The organism is Cytophagales bacterium, from assembly GCA_033344775.1.
Lineage (GTDB): Bacteria > Bacteroidota > Bacteroidia > Cytophagales > Cyclobacteriaceae > JAWPMT01.
Genome location: JAWPMT010000006.1, coordinates 275,241 through 295,331 on the forward strand (window position 1 = coordinate 275,241; position 20,091 = coordinate 295,331).

A 20,091-nucleotide genomic window follows, 5' to 3' on the forward strand; every position below is an offset into this window, starting at 1 on the left:
AATTTCTAACTTAATCGTGATACCAGACACGGAACAATTGATACCACTTGGAAGCAGACTCACCACCGGTCCACAGTTCTGTATCCTGACTTCCTTCCTCTTCTGAATCATGAATGTTAGGAAGCAATACGGTTTCAATGTTGATGATTTCCTTTTTCTCAGAGGCCATCCATTCGTCTAGTTCCTGGAGTACCTCGTCAAAGTGCTGAATGGATCCGGATTTGAAAATTCCCCCTTTCTTTTTTTCGGGAACGAAATCTTTGCATTTTATCATAACTGATGGCGATTATTTGAATCAAGAAATATCAGTTAAATCCAATTGTCTGTCAAGTAATCCCCGGATTTTATTCGTTGACCACCACAGCGAGCTTACTTCCATCTGGACTAATCGCAACACGGGTAATCCCGGTTAAATCGAATTGTGAAAGGTCCATCAGGGAAGACCAGGATTTATCCTTCATACTTCGATAATAAAGTTGACTGTCTTGGCCCATGATCATGGTGCCTTCAGGAGTCCATGCCATATCCTCGACATTGGGAAGCGTTTCAGCCAGGACTTTTTGTTTACCATTTTTCGGCTGATAAGCCATGACCTTCCATTCGTCCGTGGCTTTGCTGATGTAGCTAATGGCCTTTTTGCCGGGAATGCGATGCAACGAACGGCCTATCTTCTCATCAATGACGGTATTCTCTGCTGTTTGCAAGTTGTTCTTCTGTAGCGTAGCCGGTTCTCCAAGCACGAATGAGAACAAGGTATTTTCATCATACCAACAGTGATAGCCAATGACCAGGTCTTCTACTAATACATTGGGTTCAGCTGTTTTCAAGTCATAAGACCAAAGTAATTGGCGGCCATCTCTTTCCAGGATAATCGTGCTGATCAAATCTCCATTAAACGACTCGGTAGGAGAATATTCACTGCCATCCGTTTCCGTAAATCGAGTCTTTTTCTTTTCTGCGATGTTGTAAAGGATGATATCGGTTTGCTCATCCGCTTGAAAACTTGTGTAGAGCAGGGTAATTCCATCCGATGAAAAGGAGGGCTGATTGTCATATCCAGGATTATCCGATACATTGACTGGATTGGACAGGCTAAACCCACCTTTGGTTTTCTCCAGATCAAAAAGATATACTTCTGTGTTAGGTTGGGCAATTGCCGTAAAGCAACAAATGGTAAGGCAAACAGCGAATACACGGGAAAGTAGCATCATCTAAGGGTGTTAATTCAAGGCAATAAAAATAGAATTGATCTGTCAATTACAAGTACTTGAACAAAACAGATGCGTTCTGGGAATGACATTCGTTAGAATGAAAATCCATACATAGCTTTTTAACAGCAGTCTAGCAGAAATATCGCAATAATTAGTTGATGTAAATAACTCTAAATAGCTGTTATTAAGGCATTTATAAAAATTGTCTATCTTTGTTGTAGACATAAAGCTTAGACAATCATGAAAATCATGCGACTTTTTCTGGCGTTGACGCTGCTATTTGTTGTATTCAATGCCCAATCATCTGAGAAATCTGAAGACTTTATAAAAGCCAAACAAGCCTTCGCAAAAGCGGTAGAAAGCCACAATTACAGTGATGCCAAAAGTTCCCTTCAAGAGCTGCTTCCCCTGATGAAAACCGATATCAAGGTTTCTAAAAAATCCATTCATTTGTTGAAAAAAGAAGGAGATAAAGACTTACTCAAACAGGCCGCTAGCGATCTGGAAAGAAAAGAGGAGATCTATAAATCATTGTCTCATCTAGTGGATGTTTCTCCGGCAGCTTTGAGGGTAAAAGCCAATCAAATCCTGGAATTAGTGTTAGAGTTTGACGGGTTGGTCACATCAGAAGACGCTTAAGAAGTAACCCCCGGCTGATCCATAGAAATTTCACAGCCGGAGGAAATTATAAACACCGCTCAATTTACAATACTGTAAGTGGGGTAATTTGGTTGGCTCATCGGAAGAACCTCTTAAATTTTTAGACTTACTCCGTGGGTTTTTGGTTAATTGGTTATTGAGTTTTTCTGCATTTTTGACCGAGGAATATTTACCTTGGTGGGTAGTGAGTCAATGCAAAAAAGTCGATTTGAATTTTCTATTCCATTGATATAACCAGGACTCTAATCATTACAAAGCTTAAACTGAATGACGCTTCTTCTAAAACTAAAGCACTGGCAGATATTCATCATACTACTTCTCGCATCATTTATGTCCAGATTTACCTGGGTTGGCAATGAATTCCTAAATACTGTACTAAATCTGATTGGCACACTTCTTTATATGATTTGGTATTTCGCAATTGGATTAGAGATTACAGAACGACTCCCTAAAAAAGTTGAACTTCCAAAGACCCTGTTCATCATCAATGGCTTCGTAGTAATTTGTTCATTCGTAACTCTGGCTATGTTCTTTGACGGGAGTTTCGAATCAAACGGACTCCTCGGTTTTATTTGGGTAGTCTACTTCATGTATGCCTTGTTTCAATTCTTTTTTTATCCAGCGAAAGCGCTAAATTCTAATGAGTTAGAAAAAGAAGCAGGATTTGGAGACTATTTCGGAGATTTTTTCTTGATGCTTTTTTGGCCAATAGGAATTTGGTGGATTCAACCCCGACTTAACAAGATCGCAGAAAACATTGATTAGCAGGTTCTAAATCACCAGGACAAGCTTTCCTTTCGCGTTACCACTTTCCATCAATTCATGCGCTTCTGCCATTTCGGATAAGCTGAATGTTCGATCGATCTGAATGTTGATCTTACCTGCAGCGACATTGTCGAGGAAGGTTTGTAACATTTCCGAAGACAAATTATGTGCGTCACCGCCATAGGACGTGAGTCTAGCGTAATGGGGGATGTGCTCAAATGGAGCAAAATCTTTCCAAACCCATTCGTTGCCCAGGATACCTGTCATGCAAACAATTCCTTGCGGACGGACGCATTTCAAAGAATCCCCTAAAGTTTTTGTGCCAATGAGTTCCAGCACCTTATCCACTCCTTCTGGCTTGACTTCTCTGACACTTTTCGAAAGGTCCGGAGCATCTAAGATGACTTCATCTACACCAATATCAAGTAATGTTTGCTTTTTAGATTCACTTCTTGTCGTAGAAAATACCGTGCAATCCATGGTTTTGGCAATCTGTGCTGCCATGATCCCTACCGAGGAGGTACCTCCTCTGACTAATAATGTTTCTCCGGATTTCAATTCAAGACCTTCCACCAGAGACCCATTGGCCGTTTGAAACATTTCGGGAATCGCGCCCAGCGTGGCCCAGGGCAAGTCGCTTTCAAAAGGGAAGACGATACGTTCGGGAACGACTGTCTGTTCGGCATATCCACCATCAAATTCACGACCCATCTCACCCATGATAGCAGCCACTTGCTGACCCGGTTGAAATTTCCCGGAAGGACATTCCTTCACCACTCCTACACACTCAATCCCCTGAATTCGAGGAAACCTGACGTTCGGCGAATGCCCTTGGCGGGTATACATTTCAGATCTATTCAGTCCTGAAGCCTTGATCTCAATGCGTACCCAACCGGGCTTGGCAATCGGATCAGGCGCTTCTTGTATTTGAATGACGGAAGGATCTCCGATTTGGGTAGTAACTGCAGCTTTCATGGTTAGTGGATTTTGCTCTTAAAGATAGAACTACAAAATACTTAAATCGAGGAAATTTCAAGCAATGAATTCAGTGATGTTAAAAACGCAGAGATTTAAGTCTTGCTTTAGAAAACCTATAAGGTTTTGACCTACATTAATCCAGAACGACCTTATAGGTTTGAACAGAACAGCGTGAATTCATGATTATGTCGTTATCTTTAAATAAACTTCAAAATGGCGAAAGAAAAACCGAACTCAGAAGACAAGGGCGACACTTTGCTTGATTAGTCTATGACTCAAAATCAACTTGAAGAGCGTCTAAAAGCGGCAAATTCCAGAATGGAGTCCGGAAGATTCACGGCACTAGAAAATCTTGAAAGAAAAATGGAAGAATGGTGATTAATTCAGTTTGGGAGTCATGACGGCATACAGGACACGTTAACTCCATTTCCTTGCATTTCGCATTTCATAGAAACCAAGGGAATAACTGTGATTTTTGTTGTTTTCTCGTTCAAGTATTTCGAACCTGCTTTTAAGATATTCTTTCTCGAAAAACTCCAAATCGTCAATTAGGGAAGCATCTATTTCTTCGATGCTTTTATTCGCGGGGCCTTGGTAAACCTCAATTTCTCCAGACTGTAGGGCATCAGCGAGACTAATCCAGAAAAGGTTAGTTCTTAAGAATATATAATTACCTTCATCATCAGACTCAATTTCTTCAATTGTGGAGATGCTGTGATGGAAGAACGGTTTGGCATATTCTCCTCTGGATTTTAAAATCGGAAAGTATAAACAGACATGCTGGAAATTATTTTTCCATAAATACTCGTCCTTCATTTCCTTTATATGGGGCATTTCGGATACCCAGTATGAATTTTGAAGCCTGATTTGATTCCCAACACGAATCCCTGGTTCATCCTCAGGTCGGATGCTAGGTACCACCAAACCAATCCTTAAAAGCAGCGACTCGTTCTCGGCTTACGATAATTTCCTGATCGAATTCGATTTTGGGTGTGATTTTTAGACGGCTGTTGGAATAGACCAACACGTCTTTGATGGCATGAATGTTTAGGATGAAGGTCCGGTTGACACGGAAGAAGGTTTCCGGGTTCAGGAGGTTTTCCAGATCTTCCAGTTTAAAATCTACAATGAATTTCTTGCTGGCATTGGTCACCAGGTACGCAGTTCGTCCTTCTGCAAAGAAAATACTGGCATCTTCTGTTTGTATGGAATGGATGTGCTCACCCAGCTTCACCATAAATCGGGCTTTGTATTTCCTGGTTTCCGCATCCTGAACCACCTTCTTCACCTTCTCGCTGGTATCCCCAAATTCTTCCTTGACTGTCTTGAGCTTATTGATCGCATTGGACAGGTCCATGAAGGTCACAGGCTTCAGCAAGTAATCGATGCTGTTGAGCTTGAAGGCATCCAGGGCATATTCATCGTAGGCAGTCGCAAAAATGACCGGGATATTGACCGGGTGTTTTTGGAAAATTTCGAAACTCAGTCCGTCCGTCAACTGAATATCAGAAAAGATCAAGTCCAGCGATTGATCATTTTCCTGCAACCAGGCCACCGATTCTTCTACGCTTTGCAGCTTGCCCAAAATCTTGATGTTGCTATCGTACTTGAGTAGATAGCGTTCGATTTTCTCTGCGGCCGGTATTTCGTCTTCAATGATCAGGACGTTCATGCCATCTCTGGTTCGGTTGGAATTAAAATTGGAATGCGAATTTCGGTAATCTCAGCGTTTGATGAAAACCGTATTTTCTTTTCGGTGTAGAATTCGTAGGCTCGCTTAATATCAGCAATATCCAGCACCGGTGGTGAAAGCTTTTCTTTTCTTGTACTCACCAACACCAGGTCATCTTCATGGATCACAATCTCGACCTCCAGTGATTGTATGCTGGAATGGATAGACGCCCGGATCAGCCACTCGACAATGGTCAACAAAGTCCCGGGAACACACAACGCGTCTCCAAAGGCATTTTGCTTGAAATCCACATCAATGCCCTGGTACCAAAATAAATTGATCAGGTGTTGTACTGCATTCAATTCCTCTTGTAAGGAGGCCAGTTCTGAACGGTTACTGCTTAAGATGTAGCGATAAACCACGGAAAGCTCATCGATCAATTCGTCTGCAGAATCGATTTGTTCATCACTGATGGCGATCAAAGATTCTAAACTTTCTAATAATAGATTAGGGTTCATCCCCCGCTTGAAGTTCCGGAATTCAAACTCAAGGCTTTCTTTCAGGATTTCTTCTTCTTCGAACTTCATCTTGTTTTCCTTGTATAGGAAAAGATGGCTAAAGTGAAGCGTGAGGTACATCATCACCATGAAACCATAAATACCCAGGAAAATATTGAACTCCGCCGCACTTGGGTTATACCCCAAAACCTGGCTGAAGTACGCTTCCACCACCATGTAAACGACGAACGCCATACAAGCCATGGCCACCAGAAGCTGCGCAAGGACTTGTCTGTTAAAAGACCAGCTTTCTGTCCGTCGCTCAACGACTATCATGGCGAACCGGACCAACTCCAGGATCAGATAAACCAGCACAATACAGAGATAGACCTCCGTACTGGCAAACAATTCATCTAACTGTCCAATGGAATTATTGATCAGCAGAATGAGTAAATAGATCACCAACCCGATGAAAATCGGGCCAATGAGCCGGAACAGCAGGTTATGGATAAAGAGCTTTTTCATAACCGTAGCAGGGGTAACAAAATAGAAAATTCTTCTTCATCCTTCACCTGAATGTCTTTTTTGTTCAGGAGCATGTACCGGTTCTTGATGTTTTCGAGTCCAATCCTGAATGAAGTGGTCTTTGCCGGTTTCTTGGTTTTATTATTGCTTATGACCAACCAGTTTCCAGAATTGTACACGTGAATTCGCAACTGATTATCTTTTGAGATCACATTGTGTTTCACTGCATTTTCCACGAGCAGCTGAATGGTCATCGGCGGGATCACCGTGTTCAACGCCCGATCCGATAACTCAATCTTGATCTGTACCAGATTTTCGAAACGTACGTTGAGAAGGTATTTATAAGCTCGGACGAAATCCAGCTCCTTTTCCAGGGGAATAATCGGCTGTTTTTGGGTATCTAAGGTAAATTGATAGGTAGTCGCCAATTGGCGAATGAAATCTTCGGCCTTATTCAAGTCTTTGTACAGCAAGGAAGAAATGGTGTTCAGGCAATTGAATAGGAAATGCGGGCTCAATTGACTTCTCAGTGCATCTAATTGCAAAGCCATCTGTCTTCGTTCGTTTTCTACAAACTGCAATTGAGCAGTGGAGAATTGATAATAAGAATATACGGCAAAGTAGATCACATTATAGATAAGTGTGATCAAAAGCAGAATAATGTCAAGTTTGACCAGGGTCTCGTAATCGTCCGACACAAAAATTTGGAAGGGCATCACCACCAATGCCCAAATCAAAATCAGCGAGCCAATGATTCCCACGATGAATCGGCCACCAAGATTTTTGCGCCAGGGGATGAACTTGTTGAGCAATAAGTTCATCGTGTGTGAGCCCAGCGCCACCAAAAGTCCCACCAGAGCACTGTAAACGCCACTTTCGAAGGTAAGGTCCGGGAGCAGTACTTCGCTAAACGAAAGGTAGCTGTACAAGAGTAGCCCCAGAGCCATGCCCACGAATGCTGCTGCAAAGAAATTTCTCAAAGCCAGGTTAGTATGGGTGAGGATGTTTTGCACACTCCAATCTAGTGAAAAGTCAGTAGCTAAAGACCAAGAGTAACCATTTTTGTTGTGGTTCCTCTCAGTCTTTTTGGAGCGTGAAAAGTCTTTTAATCAAGCGCCTTCATTGCGCGTCCATAATAGGTGTCTGAACTGATCTCTCTGGCAATCGATCGATACAGTCTGCGCAGTTCTTCGCTCCCGGAATCATTGATATAATCTGAAAGGGAGATCAACGCTTGCGACATGTAGTGATCCGAATTGATGTCCTGGGCGCTTTCGAGTAAACTGGTCACCAAATCGTCATCGAGATCCGCATCGTCCGCGGCACGGATGATAATCTGACTTGCGTAATGATCGGATCCAATGTCACGAACTGCTAATTTGAAAGATTCTTTGGACTCCTGTCCAAGTTTCTGCTCGGCTACGATCTTGGTCAGCAAAACATTGCTGTAGTGATCTGAGCTTATATCATCTTCAATCTCATCGATCATTCTACTTAAGGTCTTGTCATCCAGATCTCGCTCCAGCAATTCCTTGAATAATTCCGTTTTATAATGATCAGAGCTGATATCACCAGAAGCATCGAGGATTACCCAAAAGCTTTCATCGGAGATTTGATCTAACTCCAGTGCGTCGCGGAACAATTCACTTTGATAATGATCTGAGTTAATTTCCCGAGCCGTTGCTATTACCTGGCTGATCAATTCATCCGTCAGGTTACGCTCTTCCAGGGTTTCCCGAAGCACTTCCGATAGATAATGATCAGAATTGATTTCTTCTGCGGATTCCAAAACAGCAACCAGGAGATCACCTTCTACGTCCGTCCGAGTTAATACTCTTTTCAGGATCTGTGATCGGTAATGATCGGAATTTACCTCCTCACTGGCCTCTATAAATGCCTTGGAGGTAGCTGCATCCGCAAAGAATACACGTTCATTGTCTTTCAGGATCTCTGTCAAATAGTGGTCTGAATTCACTTCACGTGCTGCACCTTCGATAACGGCCACTAATTCGTTCGTGCTTAGACCATCTTTATCCATTAAAATATTGATGTAGTGAGATTTTAGATAATCGCTATCCAGGCGCTCTACCTCATCCATCACGCCACGGGCACCGTCCTGTCGATAAAAGCGATTCACACGAGATTCTGCACCAATAGTGGTAGAACGCACAATATCAGGAAGCACTTCTGCCAACCATTCGCGGCCTTCGGGCTCGAAATCCATGCGTTCGCGACCCACGAAATATTCTTTAGTAAGGTTTCCACGACTATCGGATTCGATGATCACTCGTCGTTTGCTTCCAAAAGCAGAACGAGTAATTTCGAAATAGCCTCCACGAGATACGCTTACAATGTCTTCGTCATTATCCGACAACTCGAAATCTCCTTCGAAATCAATCTTGTAGGACTTTTGCCAATCGTTAAATTTGATGGTTGTTCTTCCGTTTCGGGAATACTCAGTTTTTCCCTTGCTCACACTGACCGAAATTTGAGCAACAGAAGTTTGGGGAATGAACAAGATGCAAAGGGCGGCAAGAATGCCGAGCCCTATTGCAAGATTTTGGAGTTTTTGACCTTTCGAGTTCATCATGACCGTTAATTTTTGACCTTTTAACTTGATACAAACTTGAAGTAACAACGGCAAGGAAAAAACCACTTTGTAATGAGTTGTCACAAAAATGTACTGAATTGCAGCAGCAATGTCTTGGGGATCAAATAGCGTGAAACAACAGGATATGGACGTATTATCTATGGTCAAAAAGCAACTCAATACCCGGGAATGGCTGTTGGCACTTACTTCAGGTGGATTCATGTTTGTCGTACTGTATTTATACAATGCCTTTAATATTCAGACAGGCACTTCCTATTCAGGGCATTCGCTCCTGTTCCGATCTATTTGCTTTGGTTTGATCACTTTTCTGTCTGTAGGAGCACAAGAATGGTGGATCCGACAGAGGTTAATCATCGATTCCAGAAAGAAGAGAGCAATTTGGTATGCAATAGAGATATTAGTCACAGCCCATTTAGTCTATCTCCTTTTCAATTATTTCTGGGCCTGGAAGGAATGGTATTGGATCAGTTACGGTCTGATGATGATAGAAGTACCCATGGTATTGGTGATCCCCATTTCAGTAGTATCCATTCTTTTCAAAGAACCAAAAACTGAATTGGACCTTCTCGTTCTGAAAGCTGAGGGTGGTAAAGTTTCTTTGGCCATCAAACCACAAGACTTGCTTTTCATCAAGGCAGAAGAGAATTATGTTAACATCCATCATTTGATCAATGGGCAGGTAGAAAAACAACTGATCCGCAAAACCATGAAGGAGATTCTACAAGAACTGCGTGATCAACCAAACATGGTCAGGTGCCACCGCAGCTATTTGATCAATCGCACCAAAATTCTTCGGCTGGTTCAATCACCGAAAAAACTCGAACTAGACCTGGGGTTCAATTCGATCATTCCCGTTTCCAAGACCTATCAGGAAGAGGTGTTGAAGTCGGTAGAGGAGTGAGGAAAGCCTGTAGGGCCTAGTCCCACTTTTCAAAGGGGGTGGCCGAAGGTCGGGGGATTTTTCGTCACTCCTCAGGAAATTTCATCCCAAAACCACTTAATCGTTATATAATCAAACATTCTGATCACAATTTCGCTGAACGCTACTCAATGAACATGAAAATCAAAATCGCATTACACTTATTACTTTTTAGTTCTCTCATCCAGGCACAGGAACTCACAGGTCTTTGGATGGTGGAGGAAGTCCGTGTAGGAGAAGAAACGATGACGCCCGTCGCCAAGTGGTTTAAATACGATGATGATGGTACCTATACCGGAGGAAATGGCTGGCTACAAAATGATGAAGGGATCTGGCGATTTGATCTGGAAGCTCAAACATTGGAGACCAAAAACAGCTACGGATTAGAGGATCCATTTGGCCCCTTCAAGGTGTCTGCAAAAGACAATAAAATGATCTGGGAACGAAAAGAAGAGGGCATGAATGTCATCGTGACGCTCAGTAGAACGGACAAGCTCCCTAAATCTCCCGCTGACTGGCTGGTCGGTATATGGGGATTACAGGCTGCTGAAAAGAATGGTGCGGATAACCTGGAAAGTTTAGATGCTGAAAGAAAAATCTACTTTTTCATTCGTTGGGACCGGGTGGTGATCCAGCGCAATGACAAAGGGGAAAGAAAAACAGGATACTGGCACATCCACGGACATAGGCCAGAAGTGACTTTTTTACCTCATGACAGTCAATTGCCTGCAGAAACCTGGCGAGTAGAACCCGGACCAAAAGCCTTGGTCATGACAGGAATTTCGGATACAAATCGAGATCAGGTATTGAAGTTTGGGAGGTTAAGGGATTTTCCGGAGTAATGGAGTTTTGTTGTCTTCAATAGCTTGTATACACGAACTTGATTAGATGTAGCGATCAGTGAATTTCATACCAAACCGCCTTCTTGTTTATTTTATAGTACTCTCTTTCATTAAACGATAATTCGATAGTAGAGTCTTTGCTATGAATTGTCAGGCCCTCAAAAGACTTACCACCAGGTCTACCAATACCTACAAACACGATGCTATTGGCCTCTAATTCAAAATTAACTTCAGATCGATCTACCGTAGCAGTAATTTCCGATTCAAAATGGTCATGTGCCCCTTTTTTTGGCTTCTTGTCAATGTTCACAGAACTTTTAAATGCATAAGAATTAGCCTGTAGGTCATTACTGAAACTAATTTTCACCGGTACAGATGTTTCGGAACGATTGATTAAGTAGAAGTCATAGCTAATGCTACATCCACTGAACACAAAACTTAAGAATATTGCCTTAATTATTCTTGATTTGTTCATTGGGTGATTGGGTTGCTAAAAGTATCTGAACTTAAACGTGATTGTCATTAAGTTCTCTTCTCATCTCAGCAATTGGATATTTTTCTACTTTTCTTCCCTTGGATTTACTATTTCACGTTGAAAACATATTTCCAGTCTAAGTTGTCTAGTTCTTGATTGGACAGTTTAATCTTATACTTAAACTTTTGTTGCTCACAGATTTCTTTCCAAGTGAGGTTTTTCATGTGCTCTTCCTCAATAAAAAACAATCTAATGGAATCGTCTAGACAATAGACCTTTGGCATATTCGGCTTCCCAAACCCAGCAAAATGAGATGTACTATCTGGGTCCAATCTATTAATTGGAAAAAAAACTTCTCTTTTCTTTCCAAATTCATCATAGGCAGCATCTCCCCAATCGAGTTCATAAAATACTTTGTTTTCTAAAGTCAATTTCCGTTCACAAGACACACATACGTACCACGTTCTGTCGGATATATTTGTGATCTCCAAAAGTCCCGTCTGCATAGGTGGATCATATGATGGGCATCCAAATGAGCAAACAGCTAAAAAAATTAATAAGAACCTTCCCCCCATGCTGAAGTTGATAATAATATTAATCGAAGCAAACCAATATTTTTAACTGGAAACCTTGGTGTTGGGCTATAATTACTGCCGAAATATTGCTGAGACAAATAGTTAGCCCAAGTTTCGGTCCAATAGGTATTATGGCTATGATTGAATGCCGCACTTAATAAACTTGCTTTTCCAATATGAGCGTAGAATCTAGCATTTCCAAGCCTCTTTGCTTGAAGGATGTGGCCAAATTCATGCTGCATTAATTGTATATCAAAGTTTTTTGAAAATACTCCTTGCCCAACAATAATTCCCTTTCCAGGCAAGGTGACACCTCCAGACCAATGGTTTTTCGAATCGCGAAATGTCCCCAATTCTCTTGATTCAAAAATTTTCACACCCTCAAATTTGCCCCTATATTTCGCATCTAATATAGATGCAGTACCCACTTTAATATTATGTGCACCTATTCCATTCGAGATATCGAATGTTCTCTTGCCAGAAAAAAACCTAGCTCCATTTCTATGAGCTTCTATTCCTGTATATGTACCACCAATCGCACCCCCTAAAGCAGCTCCTTGCCAAATACCTTTTCCAATTTGTTGACCAGATATTGCGGCATTCACTCCTCCTGCGGCACCACCACTTATTGCTCCTCTGGCAAAACCGTCTATGAATCCACCACCACTGCCAACAAGAGAGGTGGCTCCGGCACTAGTGGCTGATCCAACTGCACCGCCTACAACACCGGAGCCAACACCATGGAAACTTGCGACCGCTATTTCCGCTCCCTGCGCTCCACTCAGCCAAGCATTGGTACCTCCAACAATTGCGCCACCGTATCCCCATCCTGCCGGACCTAATGTACTCAAAGCACCTGCTGCTGCTCCTGCACCATAAGCTGCCGCTCCTCTACCGATAGTTTCCCAAATATTACCCCCTGCCAGGTTTCCTTGCAGGGCATTATGAGTAAGGTTTACCGCCCCTCCTATGCCTGCGGCAATAGCTAAATGGGCCCATTCACCATCCGGATCAACAAAGTTCACTGCATTATTCCCAATCCCAACATAAGGGGAAGCGAATTGGTTTTGAGGATCCATACCAAAAAACCTTCCCAACTCATCATCATAGAACCGGGCCCGAAAATTGTGCAATCCTGTTTCAGCATCATATTCCTGGCCCTGGAAGCGGTAAGGGTTGTTTTCACTTACCGTGCTATTCATCAATCCGCCCATCGGTAGATAATTGTAGGTACTGGAGACCGTGCCATTATCTTGTAAGACAATACGAGATGAGCCTAAGTGATCTTTTAGTACAAAATAATCTCCACCTGTTTCTTTAGTTGCGATGAGGCCTGAAGATCCATTAATGAAGCGCACGACACTTTCATTTCCTAATTGATCCTTGGTGCGGATCGCAATCGGATAATCATTCAGCCCTCGTATATAAATGGTTTTAATGTCTGATGATCCATTAAGTTCTTGATCTCTTTTATAAACCCTTTCCCCTCCAGGACCGTATTGGAAACTGGTTTCATAATCAGGGATAACTCTGCTTGCTTCAAAACCTTGAGTAGCCTGGAATCCTTTTTCTAATGTGATTTTAACTCCTGCTTGCCGAACGTAATTTTTACCACCAGAACTAGTTAAGGAGAGATCATCACTAACAAAAACATCATTCGCTCCAAGTTGTAGCCCATTGGGAAGCCGATCAAGCTTAATCACTTGATTATCATATGGGTCATAGTCAATATCAGCAAAACCCTTCGGTAGCATTCCTTTTACATTCCCGTTGCCATCATATTGGAAGTTGTTGCTTCCGTCATTGTCTGTATTTATGACCTTGTTAGTGCCAAAAGTGTATTCGTAGGTATGAGGTTGTGAACCCCTGAAATAGCTTTTGATATTGCCATTAGCGTCATATCGGATCTCTTTATTTGCTCCAATGCCAACGTCATAGGTATTATCCGAAGTGTGATTAGCGCTCGTCAAACGGCCCATTTTATCATAGTCGTATTCATAAGTGTAGTTTGACGGCCTTGAGGCTCCACTCCAAAGCCCACTTTTGAATGTGTAAGCTGTACTTGCAATTAACCCGTTATAAAACCCTGCGTTATTGTAACCTCCGGAACTATAATTCAGGTCTTCTCTGAAGTAAGCATTGTCAATACTTGTCAACCAATCTCGGATGTCATAACTAAAAGTGGTAGTTACACCTTGATCATCCAGCTTCTCTTGATACAGGTTGCCAAAGCCGTCAAAACTATACGCTGCATATCGGTCTGTGTTTCCAGGTGTGCCTATCGATTTCAGTAAGCCATTCGTATCAAAATAAGTTGTGCGAATCGTAAATCCATCGTAGGATTCATCGATTAGATTGCCCGAGTGATCGTAAGTATAGCTTACTACATGAGGTATTGTACTATAATCATACACATAGAGGCTAACCGTTGTTACCCGGTCATACTTATCGTAGGTGTAAGTTTCCTTGCTCTCAATATCTGATGAAGCATCGCTGTTATAAGCCGTTTCAATCAGGTTATTTAATCCATCATAGGTATACTTAACCCTCCAGGTAGCTATGCTTGATGGAATAGTTGTCGTGCCTGCTAATGAGGACCAATTGGTAGCCCAGAGGCCTTCTTCGGTTAATTGACCAAAACTATTATAACGGAAATACTTGATGTCGTTGGACCCAGTTTTGATAAATTTAACTCGTCCGATTTCGTCATAGATATAGTACATGGTACCACCATCTGGGGTACTTTCTTCAGTCAGTCTACCTGATACATCGAATTTACGGATAGTAGAATACGCATCAGCAGGAGGTGTACTGCCGTCCGCTGGCAATGTCGGCATTTGATGATTATTAGGTGGTGCTACTTCAGCCGTTCTTGTACCATCCTGATAATGATATTTCGTATAGAGGAAATCATGAACCACATTACCTGAGGCATCCACCATATCTACTTTGCCTTGTTTAGTCAATACCAGACTACCACTTTTATCATAAAACGAAATTACTTTGCCTTGTTCAGGGTCTTCGACCCTTACTGCATGATATTCGCTTGTGGTATAACCTGGTCCCATGTAAAAATCAGAAGAGGTTATCGGAGCATTTGAACTATAGGTTCTGGATGTTGTTTTCGTTCCTCCCCATACAGAGTAATCGGACCCAGGAATGCCATTCTTAAATGTTCTTCCTAATGGAGAAGCCTCATAACTGGTAGAAGCATACAGGTGTTGTTGATTGCCGTTGAGAGAACTGATCTCTCCCGTGAGGATTCCTGTCGTAGCATTGAAATTAGTAACAAAACCTGGTCGATATGAGAGGCTGACATTATTCCGTGTGGGTTTGGTTTGATAGATTGGACGAGAAAGTGCATCATACCCTGTTTCCGAAATCAGGACATGGCCATTAGATGCTCTGCTCATCGTTTGGGTGGACTTGCCTGTGGCATCAAAGAAAGAGACACTTTCTACTCCATTGGTGTAAACAGCCAGGTTGTCGATGTACCAGGTACTTGCTACCGTACTTCCATAATTCCTAAATCCTATTTGCTGAATTCCTGAAGTGGTCGACCTAAATGGCAGTGTACCTAAGTAACGACCATCGAGGTAATAGTCAGCCTCATCTGTATAAGTATCAGCGACAATTCGAATTCGATGTAAATAACCCTCTATATCCATATCGACATTGAGTGTATCCCAGGTACCAGTATTAGTAATCAAATCATCGCCACTAAAAGCAAGCCAAAGAGCAGATTCACTTCCGTCAATCGTCCGGTTCCAGGAACTACCACCTGCAGCAAAGCCGAAATTATCCAACCAGCTCTTTTCTTCCTCCACCCAAACGTCAAACTCAATAGAAACTTCACCTGTCAGCTCTTGCCCAAAATTGTAATAGTAGCCGCTATTGCTACTGGTAGTATTAGAATTCGTGTGTACAAGCCTGTTATCAATCAAATTCCATGATGAAGCGGCATGTGAATATTCTGTCCACTGGTCTCTTTCATAAGAAAAATCATCTGCCAGACTTTCAAGTCCACGAGGCCGTACAGACATTACTCTTGATGGATTTGAGGCATCGAAGCTTCCACCAATTTTTACAGAACTACCTCCATGTTGAGAACTGATGATCCGGTTATCCGGATCTACATTGACAATTGGGTTCTGCCAGGCGTTGCTCAATGTTTTGACCATCATTCCATCTTCATCCAGCGCTTCTATCATTGTCTTGGTTTCGTCATCATAGCCAGAAGTTGTGGCATAAGCATCCGCCGGATACACGCGGAAATGATCTACGGTGGATTCCGTTCCATTGCCATAAAAACCATGGAATGAGCCAGAGGGGTCGGATGATGATGCTGTATATGTGATCACTTCTTCTCCATCTACATAAGCTGAGATTTCGTTGCTGGATCGCTTGATTCTTATCGAATGCCAGTCATTAAAACCAACATTAAATGTATAAGTGCCTACCTGAGTACTTGCTTTAAATAGCCTAATGACACCATTTTCCTCTATTCTAAGAGAAAAGCCTTCGTTTTCCGAAGGGTCTACCGAAGAGGCGTTGAACTTGAAACTATTATAACCGGTTCCGAAAACTCTGATTTTAAAGTCAGCAATGAAGGAAGTGGGATTTAACAACGCATTACTGGGGAATGCTTTTTTAGTCCCTCCGCTGAAACTCAGAAGGCCATTGCTGAACGCTGTGCCACTCCAGAGATTGTTCTGACCGTTCCCAAAATCCTCGTAAAAGACTTCATTTGGAGAAGCATTATAAACGGACCCCATTGGAAGGTTTCTGTTATATCCATAGATATGGGTGGTACGTTTCTCATAGATATCCTCCTCTTCAATTACACTTCCCAATCCATCTCTTTGAACGATTGTACCTGTTAGTAACCAATCACTTGGTGAGTTGGTCGTCTGCCAATCAGGAAAAGTACTACTCCCCCCTTCCCACGTAAAACTAGAGGATGGAGCCCAATCACCGGACCATTGTTTCCAGCGTGAGACATTACTAGAGGCGGTCGTTCCGTTGAGCCGGGATTCTGTTTGTACGACAGGTGAAGCAATGCCTTCACTTAAGTCCAAATCATAAACCTCCCAGAAATACGTATTAAAACTTTCAACCCGATCGCTATTTCCTTTTGAGTCAATATTGAAATACTCTGTCTCCTTAAGTTGTCCTTCAATATTATAAGTGAAATAAGTGCTTTTAGTGACGCCATGTAATTTTTCATCGGTGCGATTTACTCGGGTGAATAACGGAAAGTTGGAGTACCCTAGTTGTGAGCGAACCATGGTTGTATAACCGGTTTTTGCCTCACTAACTAATACTCCCGATGAGTTGTAGTTTGAAACCTGATAAGGTGAGCCTTTAAGGATCGCATGGTAAAGGTTTTCCGTACCAAAATTTGCCCCGGTGATATCTTGACCATTGAAGAATTGCGTATCCACATGACCGAAAGGCTTTGAGGAGGTGGAACTACTCCCAGGGATAGTTGATACTTTCTTAAAATTTGCTGTTCCGGCAGCATCCACTCGTGCCGAACTCCCCTCGTAATCAAAAGAAGTGTAGGTATTTTGGAAGCCATCAAACGAAGTTACCCTTATCACAGGATGTGCCGTTATGTTTCCTTCTACCTGCTGGTCAATGATTCTCCACAAATGAATCTGATTATCATCATAAAACGCGAAGGAGGTCGCACCAAATTGACTCAATTCATATTGGCTAATAATATCTGGAGAAGTAATCGATATGCTCGAAGTATTGACATGATTACCTTCTCTGAAATAAACTTCACCAATTCCATTAACCCCATAATTGGTACCTCCTGTTTTTATCGAAGTTGTAGATCCCGAAAGCGCGGTAAATGTTCCGTTAGCATTTCTAATATACGTTTCTCCCGTTGCCGACCCATTAGATCGATAAGTCGAAAAACCGTTTTGAAGATTGAAAAAACGTGAAGCCGGAAGTCCAGAAACATTTACCTGTGTCCACGTAGAAGTGTTTGGATTGTAGCTATAGAAGTAGTTGAGGTCATCAATAATGTAAAAATCTTCGTTCAAAACTGGAGGATAAGACTGAACTCCTTTCGAGAAGTCCCTTACTTTCCAATTATTGCCATCATACCGCCCAATCCGATAATCTTGATCATTGTCATCATAGTCCCGCATGAAAAACAAATTATTGTTGAGGGAGTGGAATTCAATGTCATCACCATTTAATGCCAAGATCTGCTTGCGCTGGAAATTTCCGTAGTTCTCATCCCATTGATAGACATACTCCGGATTCTGAGAGGCAGCAACATAAGCAAAACTGTTGGAGCTGTGCCAACTTGAAAAGCTATTTCCGGCAAATCGAATTCCTGAGGGGACTGTACTCTGCTGAAAGACATTCTCTTTATCCAAATAAAAGAACCAAAGGTTGTCGGGATCACCATCTTCATCATGAGCAAAAATGAAGTTATTGGTGGCCGTGCCAAAAAATGTACCTGTCACCGGAAGCCCAATATTGTCATATGCCCAACCGGAGGTTGTACGCTTATACAATTTTAATTGCCCGCTCGATTTAGTCAATAATCCGGCAAATTTATCCCCAGCTAAGAGCGTTGGCGTTCCACTGCCTACATCGAGGTGATGTTTTTGATGTTTCCATTGGTTGGTACTATAATCAAGGTACGCTCTGTATAAATAGTGGTGGTTGGATTGTGAAGATGGACCAATCATCGCAAAATGATCCGCCTTTAGTTCAATCTGAAAAGGATCGTCAAATTGAAAAACATTCCAACCAATCCCTCGTGGGGCTACATCTTGACCTGTCAGATTTGTGATATCAAAAAGTTCTTTCTTCTCCCAGGCGCCATCCCAATAGTGCAACTCAATTATTGCAGTATCAGAAGATGGGTTATACCATGCAATCACTGTGTAATTTGGGGTTGACCAAATTCGATGTTCGGTGAAACCTCCACCAGCAGGGGGGTCAACTGAAATATTGAGATCTCCTTCGGAAAGAACCACCGAACCATAAGTGAAAGATGTAGTAGCTCCTGTGGGGGATGTCACCGTTTGCAATTTACTGGCATTGGTTCCAGAGCTTATGTAAGAAAATTTGATAGGATCAGAAGCATGTCCTTCTATGTTGTAGGATTCTACTTCGGTCAGTACTCGTTTCCTGGTATCATAGTGTTGCGTTCCATCAAAATTCAACACATTGTACCTGAGATCAATTTTTTCTATCAGGTTTCCGAATTCATTGAATACCTGAACCTCATCAAGGAATTTCTTTTCATATCGTTCTTGATAAGCGTCGGGCTCCGACTTTTCTGTATGAGGCTCATAAAACTCCCAAGTAGATTTATCTGTATAAACGAGATCGATTATGACTCCATCAGAGAGGGTGATTTCATCAAGATAGGATGCTTCGGTATGATATTGACCTGTTCCGGATACTGCAGAAACTCGATTCTCCACATTTTGATAGGTATATTCTACATCATTACCCCATTGGTCGTGCACCTTTGCTAAATTCCAAACCAGGCCCTGTCGAGATTGATTGGTCGTATTGGCACTATTACCTATCCAATTTCCCCACTTTACCACCCATTGGACCGCAGTAGGATAATCATTTTTACCTCCGTAGATATAGGTCATTCCATCCCGCTTGATTTCCCAACGTTCCAGACTTGGGATGAAATAGATGCTATAGGGCATGTGATTTTTCGTTCGGTATACTTCCGCGGTATAGCTGCTTTGTTTATCCTCCGAGAAATACGATTGCGTTCCAGTATAGATCAAGGCATTGAGCCCTCCTTCTGATAGGAAGAAATCATCATCTTCTCTAGTTCCTGTCAGCTTGTGATCAACAATAATCTGAGGAAACCCAAAACTCCAGCCCCAACCAACAGTTGAAGTTGGCGCTTCTCTATTCCAAACATCTGAAGCTGAAGATAGACCGGTGGTATTGTATCCCATGGACACATTGACTGGAATACCTCCTGGGGCAGAGGCCGAAACCAAATTTAATGGAAAGGCTACCTCACCGGTGAACAGATTCACGCTGTTCTGAAGAAATCCCAGGTTGGTAGACTGAAGGGATAGTGACTCTGAAGAAGTTTGCACCAATGCTTCATCCTGGCTAAAGGCTTGCGTCAGCGTTGATACGATTGCTAGAATAGTAACAAAGTACTTCTTGAGCTTAGTTGTCGTCATTGTTTTAGTCATCACAGTTTGTCTTGAACATCGTAAAAGTGTGGAATTCAATTGAATATTTCAATGATAACTTCACCAACATACTGAAATTCTTAATCTAAGTATCAAAAAAACCAATGAACGTAAAAACGGTTTGGTGGATTGCTTCCCAGTTCTTTACATA

14 protein-coding genes are annotated in these 20,091 nt (G+C 42.1%); 4 read left to right on the forward strand and 10 right to left on the reverse strand.

Features of this window, described 5'->3' with window-relative positions:
• Positions 1-10: 10 nt before the first annotated feature.
• Positions 11-274, reverse strand: coding sequence for a hypothetical protein (locus R8G66_30965; GenBank protein ID MDW3196838.1), 264 nt, complete (start codon positions 272-274; stop codon positions 11-13).
• Between the two features lie 70 nt (positions 275-344).
• Positions 345-1,211: a hypothetical protein gene (locus tag R8G66_30970; GenBank protein MDW3196839.1), complete on the reverse strand. Its 867-nt coding sequence runs from the start codon at positions 1,209-1,211 to the stop codon at positions 345-347.
• 240 nt (positions 1,212-1,451) lie between these two features.
• Here R8G66_30970 and R8G66_30975 point away from each other — a divergent pair, with 240 nt between their 5' ends.
• Both R8G66_30975 and R8G66_30980 read left to right on the forward strand, forming a co-directional pair.
• A complete protein-coding gene (locus R8G66_30975; GenBank protein MDW3196840.1) occupies positions 1,452-1,850 on the forward strand; it encodes a hypothetical protein in 399 nt (132 codons plus the stop codon).
• Between the two features lie 288 nt (positions 1,851-2,138).
• Complete coding sequence (locus R8G66_30980; protein ID MDW3196841.1) at positions 2,139-2,636, forward strand: hypothetical protein; 498 nt, start codon at positions 2,139-2,141, stop codon at positions 2,634-2,636.
• Positions 2,637-2,642: 6 nt separating this feature from the next.
• On the opposite strand, the gene R8G66_30985 is transcribed toward R8G66_30980, so the two are convergent.
• From R8G66_30985 to R8G66_31010, 6 genes are all read right to left on the reverse strand, one after another.
• Positions 2,643-3,611, reverse strand: coding sequence for a zinc-binding alcohol dehydrogenase family protein (locus R8G66_30985; protein MDW3196842.1), 969 nt, complete (start codon positions 3,609-3,611; stop codon positions 2,643-2,645).
• 420 nt (positions 3,612-4,031) lie between these two features.
• Complete coding sequence (locus R8G66_30990) at positions 4,032-4,448, reverse strand: hypothetical protein (GenBank protein ID MDW3196843.1); 417 nt, start codon at positions 4,446-4,448, stop codon at positions 4,032-4,034.
• 76 nt (positions 4,449-4,524) lie between these two features.
• Positions 4,525-5,286, reverse strand: a complete 762-nt coding sequence (locus R8G66_30995; GenBank protein ID MDW3196844.1) for a LytTR family DNA-binding domain-containing protein — start codon at positions 5,284-5,286, stop codon at positions 4,525-4,527.
• Positions 5,283-6,308, reverse strand: coding sequence for a histidine kinase (locus tag R8G66_31000; GenBank protein ID MDW3196845.1), 1,026 nt, complete (start codon positions 6,306-6,308; stop codon positions 5,283-5,285). The genes R8G66_30995 and R8G66_31000 overlap by 4 nt, the downstream gene beginning before the upstream one ends.
• Entirely contained in the window at positions 6,305-7,321 is a 1,017-nt protein-coding gene (locus R8G66_31005; protein MDW3196846.1) for a histidine kinase, read from the reverse strand. The genes R8G66_31000 and R8G66_31005 overlap by 4 nt, the downstream gene beginning before the upstream one ends.
• A 92-nt stretch (positions 7,322-7,413) precedes the next feature.
• Entirely contained in the window at positions 7,414-8,898 is a 1,485-nt protein-coding gene (locus tag R8G66_31010; protein ID MDW3196847.1) for a hypothetical protein, read from the reverse strand.
• 145 nt (positions 8,899-9,043) lie between these two features.
• On the opposite strand from R8G66_31010, the gene R8G66_31015 reads away from it, so the two are divergent.
• Positions 9,044-9,820, forward strand: coding sequence for a LytTR family DNA-binding domain-containing protein (locus R8G66_31015; protein MDW3196848.1), 777 nt, complete (start codon positions 9,044-9,046; stop codon positions 9,818-9,820).
• A gap of 155 nt (positions 9,821-9,975) precedes the next feature.
• Positions 9,976-10,680, forward strand: a complete 705-nt coding sequence (locus R8G66_31020; GenBank protein MDW3196849.1) for a hypothetical protein — start codon at positions 9,976-9,978, stop codon at positions 10,678-10,680.
• Positions 10,681-10,735: 55 nt separating this feature from the next.
• Here R8G66_31020 and R8G66_31025 read toward each other — a convergent pair whose 3' ends face one another.
• A complete protein-coding gene (locus R8G66_31025; protein MDW3196850.1) occupies positions 10,736-11,047 on the reverse strand; it encodes a hypothetical protein in 312 nt (103 codons plus the stop codon).
• A 661-nt stretch (positions 11,048-11,708) separates the two neighbouring features.
• Positions 11,709-19,928, reverse strand: coding sequence for an RHS repeat-associated core domain-containing protein (locus R8G66_31030; protein MDW3196851.1), 8,220 nt, complete (start codon positions 19,926-19,928; stop codon positions 11,709-11,711).
• Positions 19,929-20,091 lie beyond the last annotated feature (163 nt).

Excerpts from the sequence above, each read along its gene's own strand:
- R8G66_30965 (MDW3196838.1), bottom strand. The coding sequence starts at position 274 with ATGATAAAATGCAAAGATTTCGTTCCCGAAAAAAAGAAAGGGGGAATT.
- R8G66_30970 (MDW3196839.1), bottom strand. The coding sequence starts at position 1,211 with ATGATGCTACTTTCCCGTGTATTCGCTGTTTGCCTTACCATTTGTTGC.
- R8G66_30975 (MDW3196840.1), top strand. The coding sequence starts at position 1,452 with ATGAAAATCATGCGACTTTTTCTGGCGTTGACGCTGCTATTTGTTGTA.
- R8G66_30980 (MDW3196841.1), top strand. The coding sequence starts at position 2,139 with ATGACGCTTCTTCTAAAACTAAAGCACTGGCAGATATTCATCATACTA.
- R8G66_30985 (MDW3196842.1), bottom strand. The coding sequence starts at position 3,611 with ATGAAAGCTGCAGTTACTACCCAAATCGGAGATCCTTCCGTCATTCAA.
- R8G66_30990 (MDW3196843.1), bottom strand. The coding sequence starts at position 4,448 with ATGCCCCATATAAAGGAAATGAAGGACGAGTATTTATGGAAAAATAAT.
- R8G66_30995 (MDW3196844.1), bottom strand. The coding sequence starts at position 5,286 with ATGAACGTCCTGATCATTGAAGACGAAATACCGGCCGCAGAGAAAATC.
- R8G66_31000 (MDW3196845.1), bottom strand. The coding sequence starts at position 6,308 with ATGAAAAAGCTCTTTATCCATAACCTGCTGTTCCGGCTCATTGGCCCG.
- R8G66_31010 (MDW3196847.1), bottom strand. The coding sequence starts at position 8,898 with ATGATGAACTCGAAAGGTCAAAAACTCCAAAATCTTGCAATAGGGCTC.
- R8G66_31015 (MDW3196848.1), top strand. The coding sequence starts at position 9,044 with ATGGACGTATTATCTATGGTCAAAAAGCAACTCAATACCCGGGAATGG.
- R8G66_31020 (MDW3196849.1), top strand. The coding sequence starts at position 9,976 with ATGAAAATCAAAATCGCATTACACTTATTACTTTTTAGTTCTCTCATC.
- R8G66_31030 (MDW3196851.1), bottom strand. The coding sequence starts at position 19,928 with ATGACGACAACTAAGCTCAAGAAGTACTTTGTTACTATTCTAGCAATC.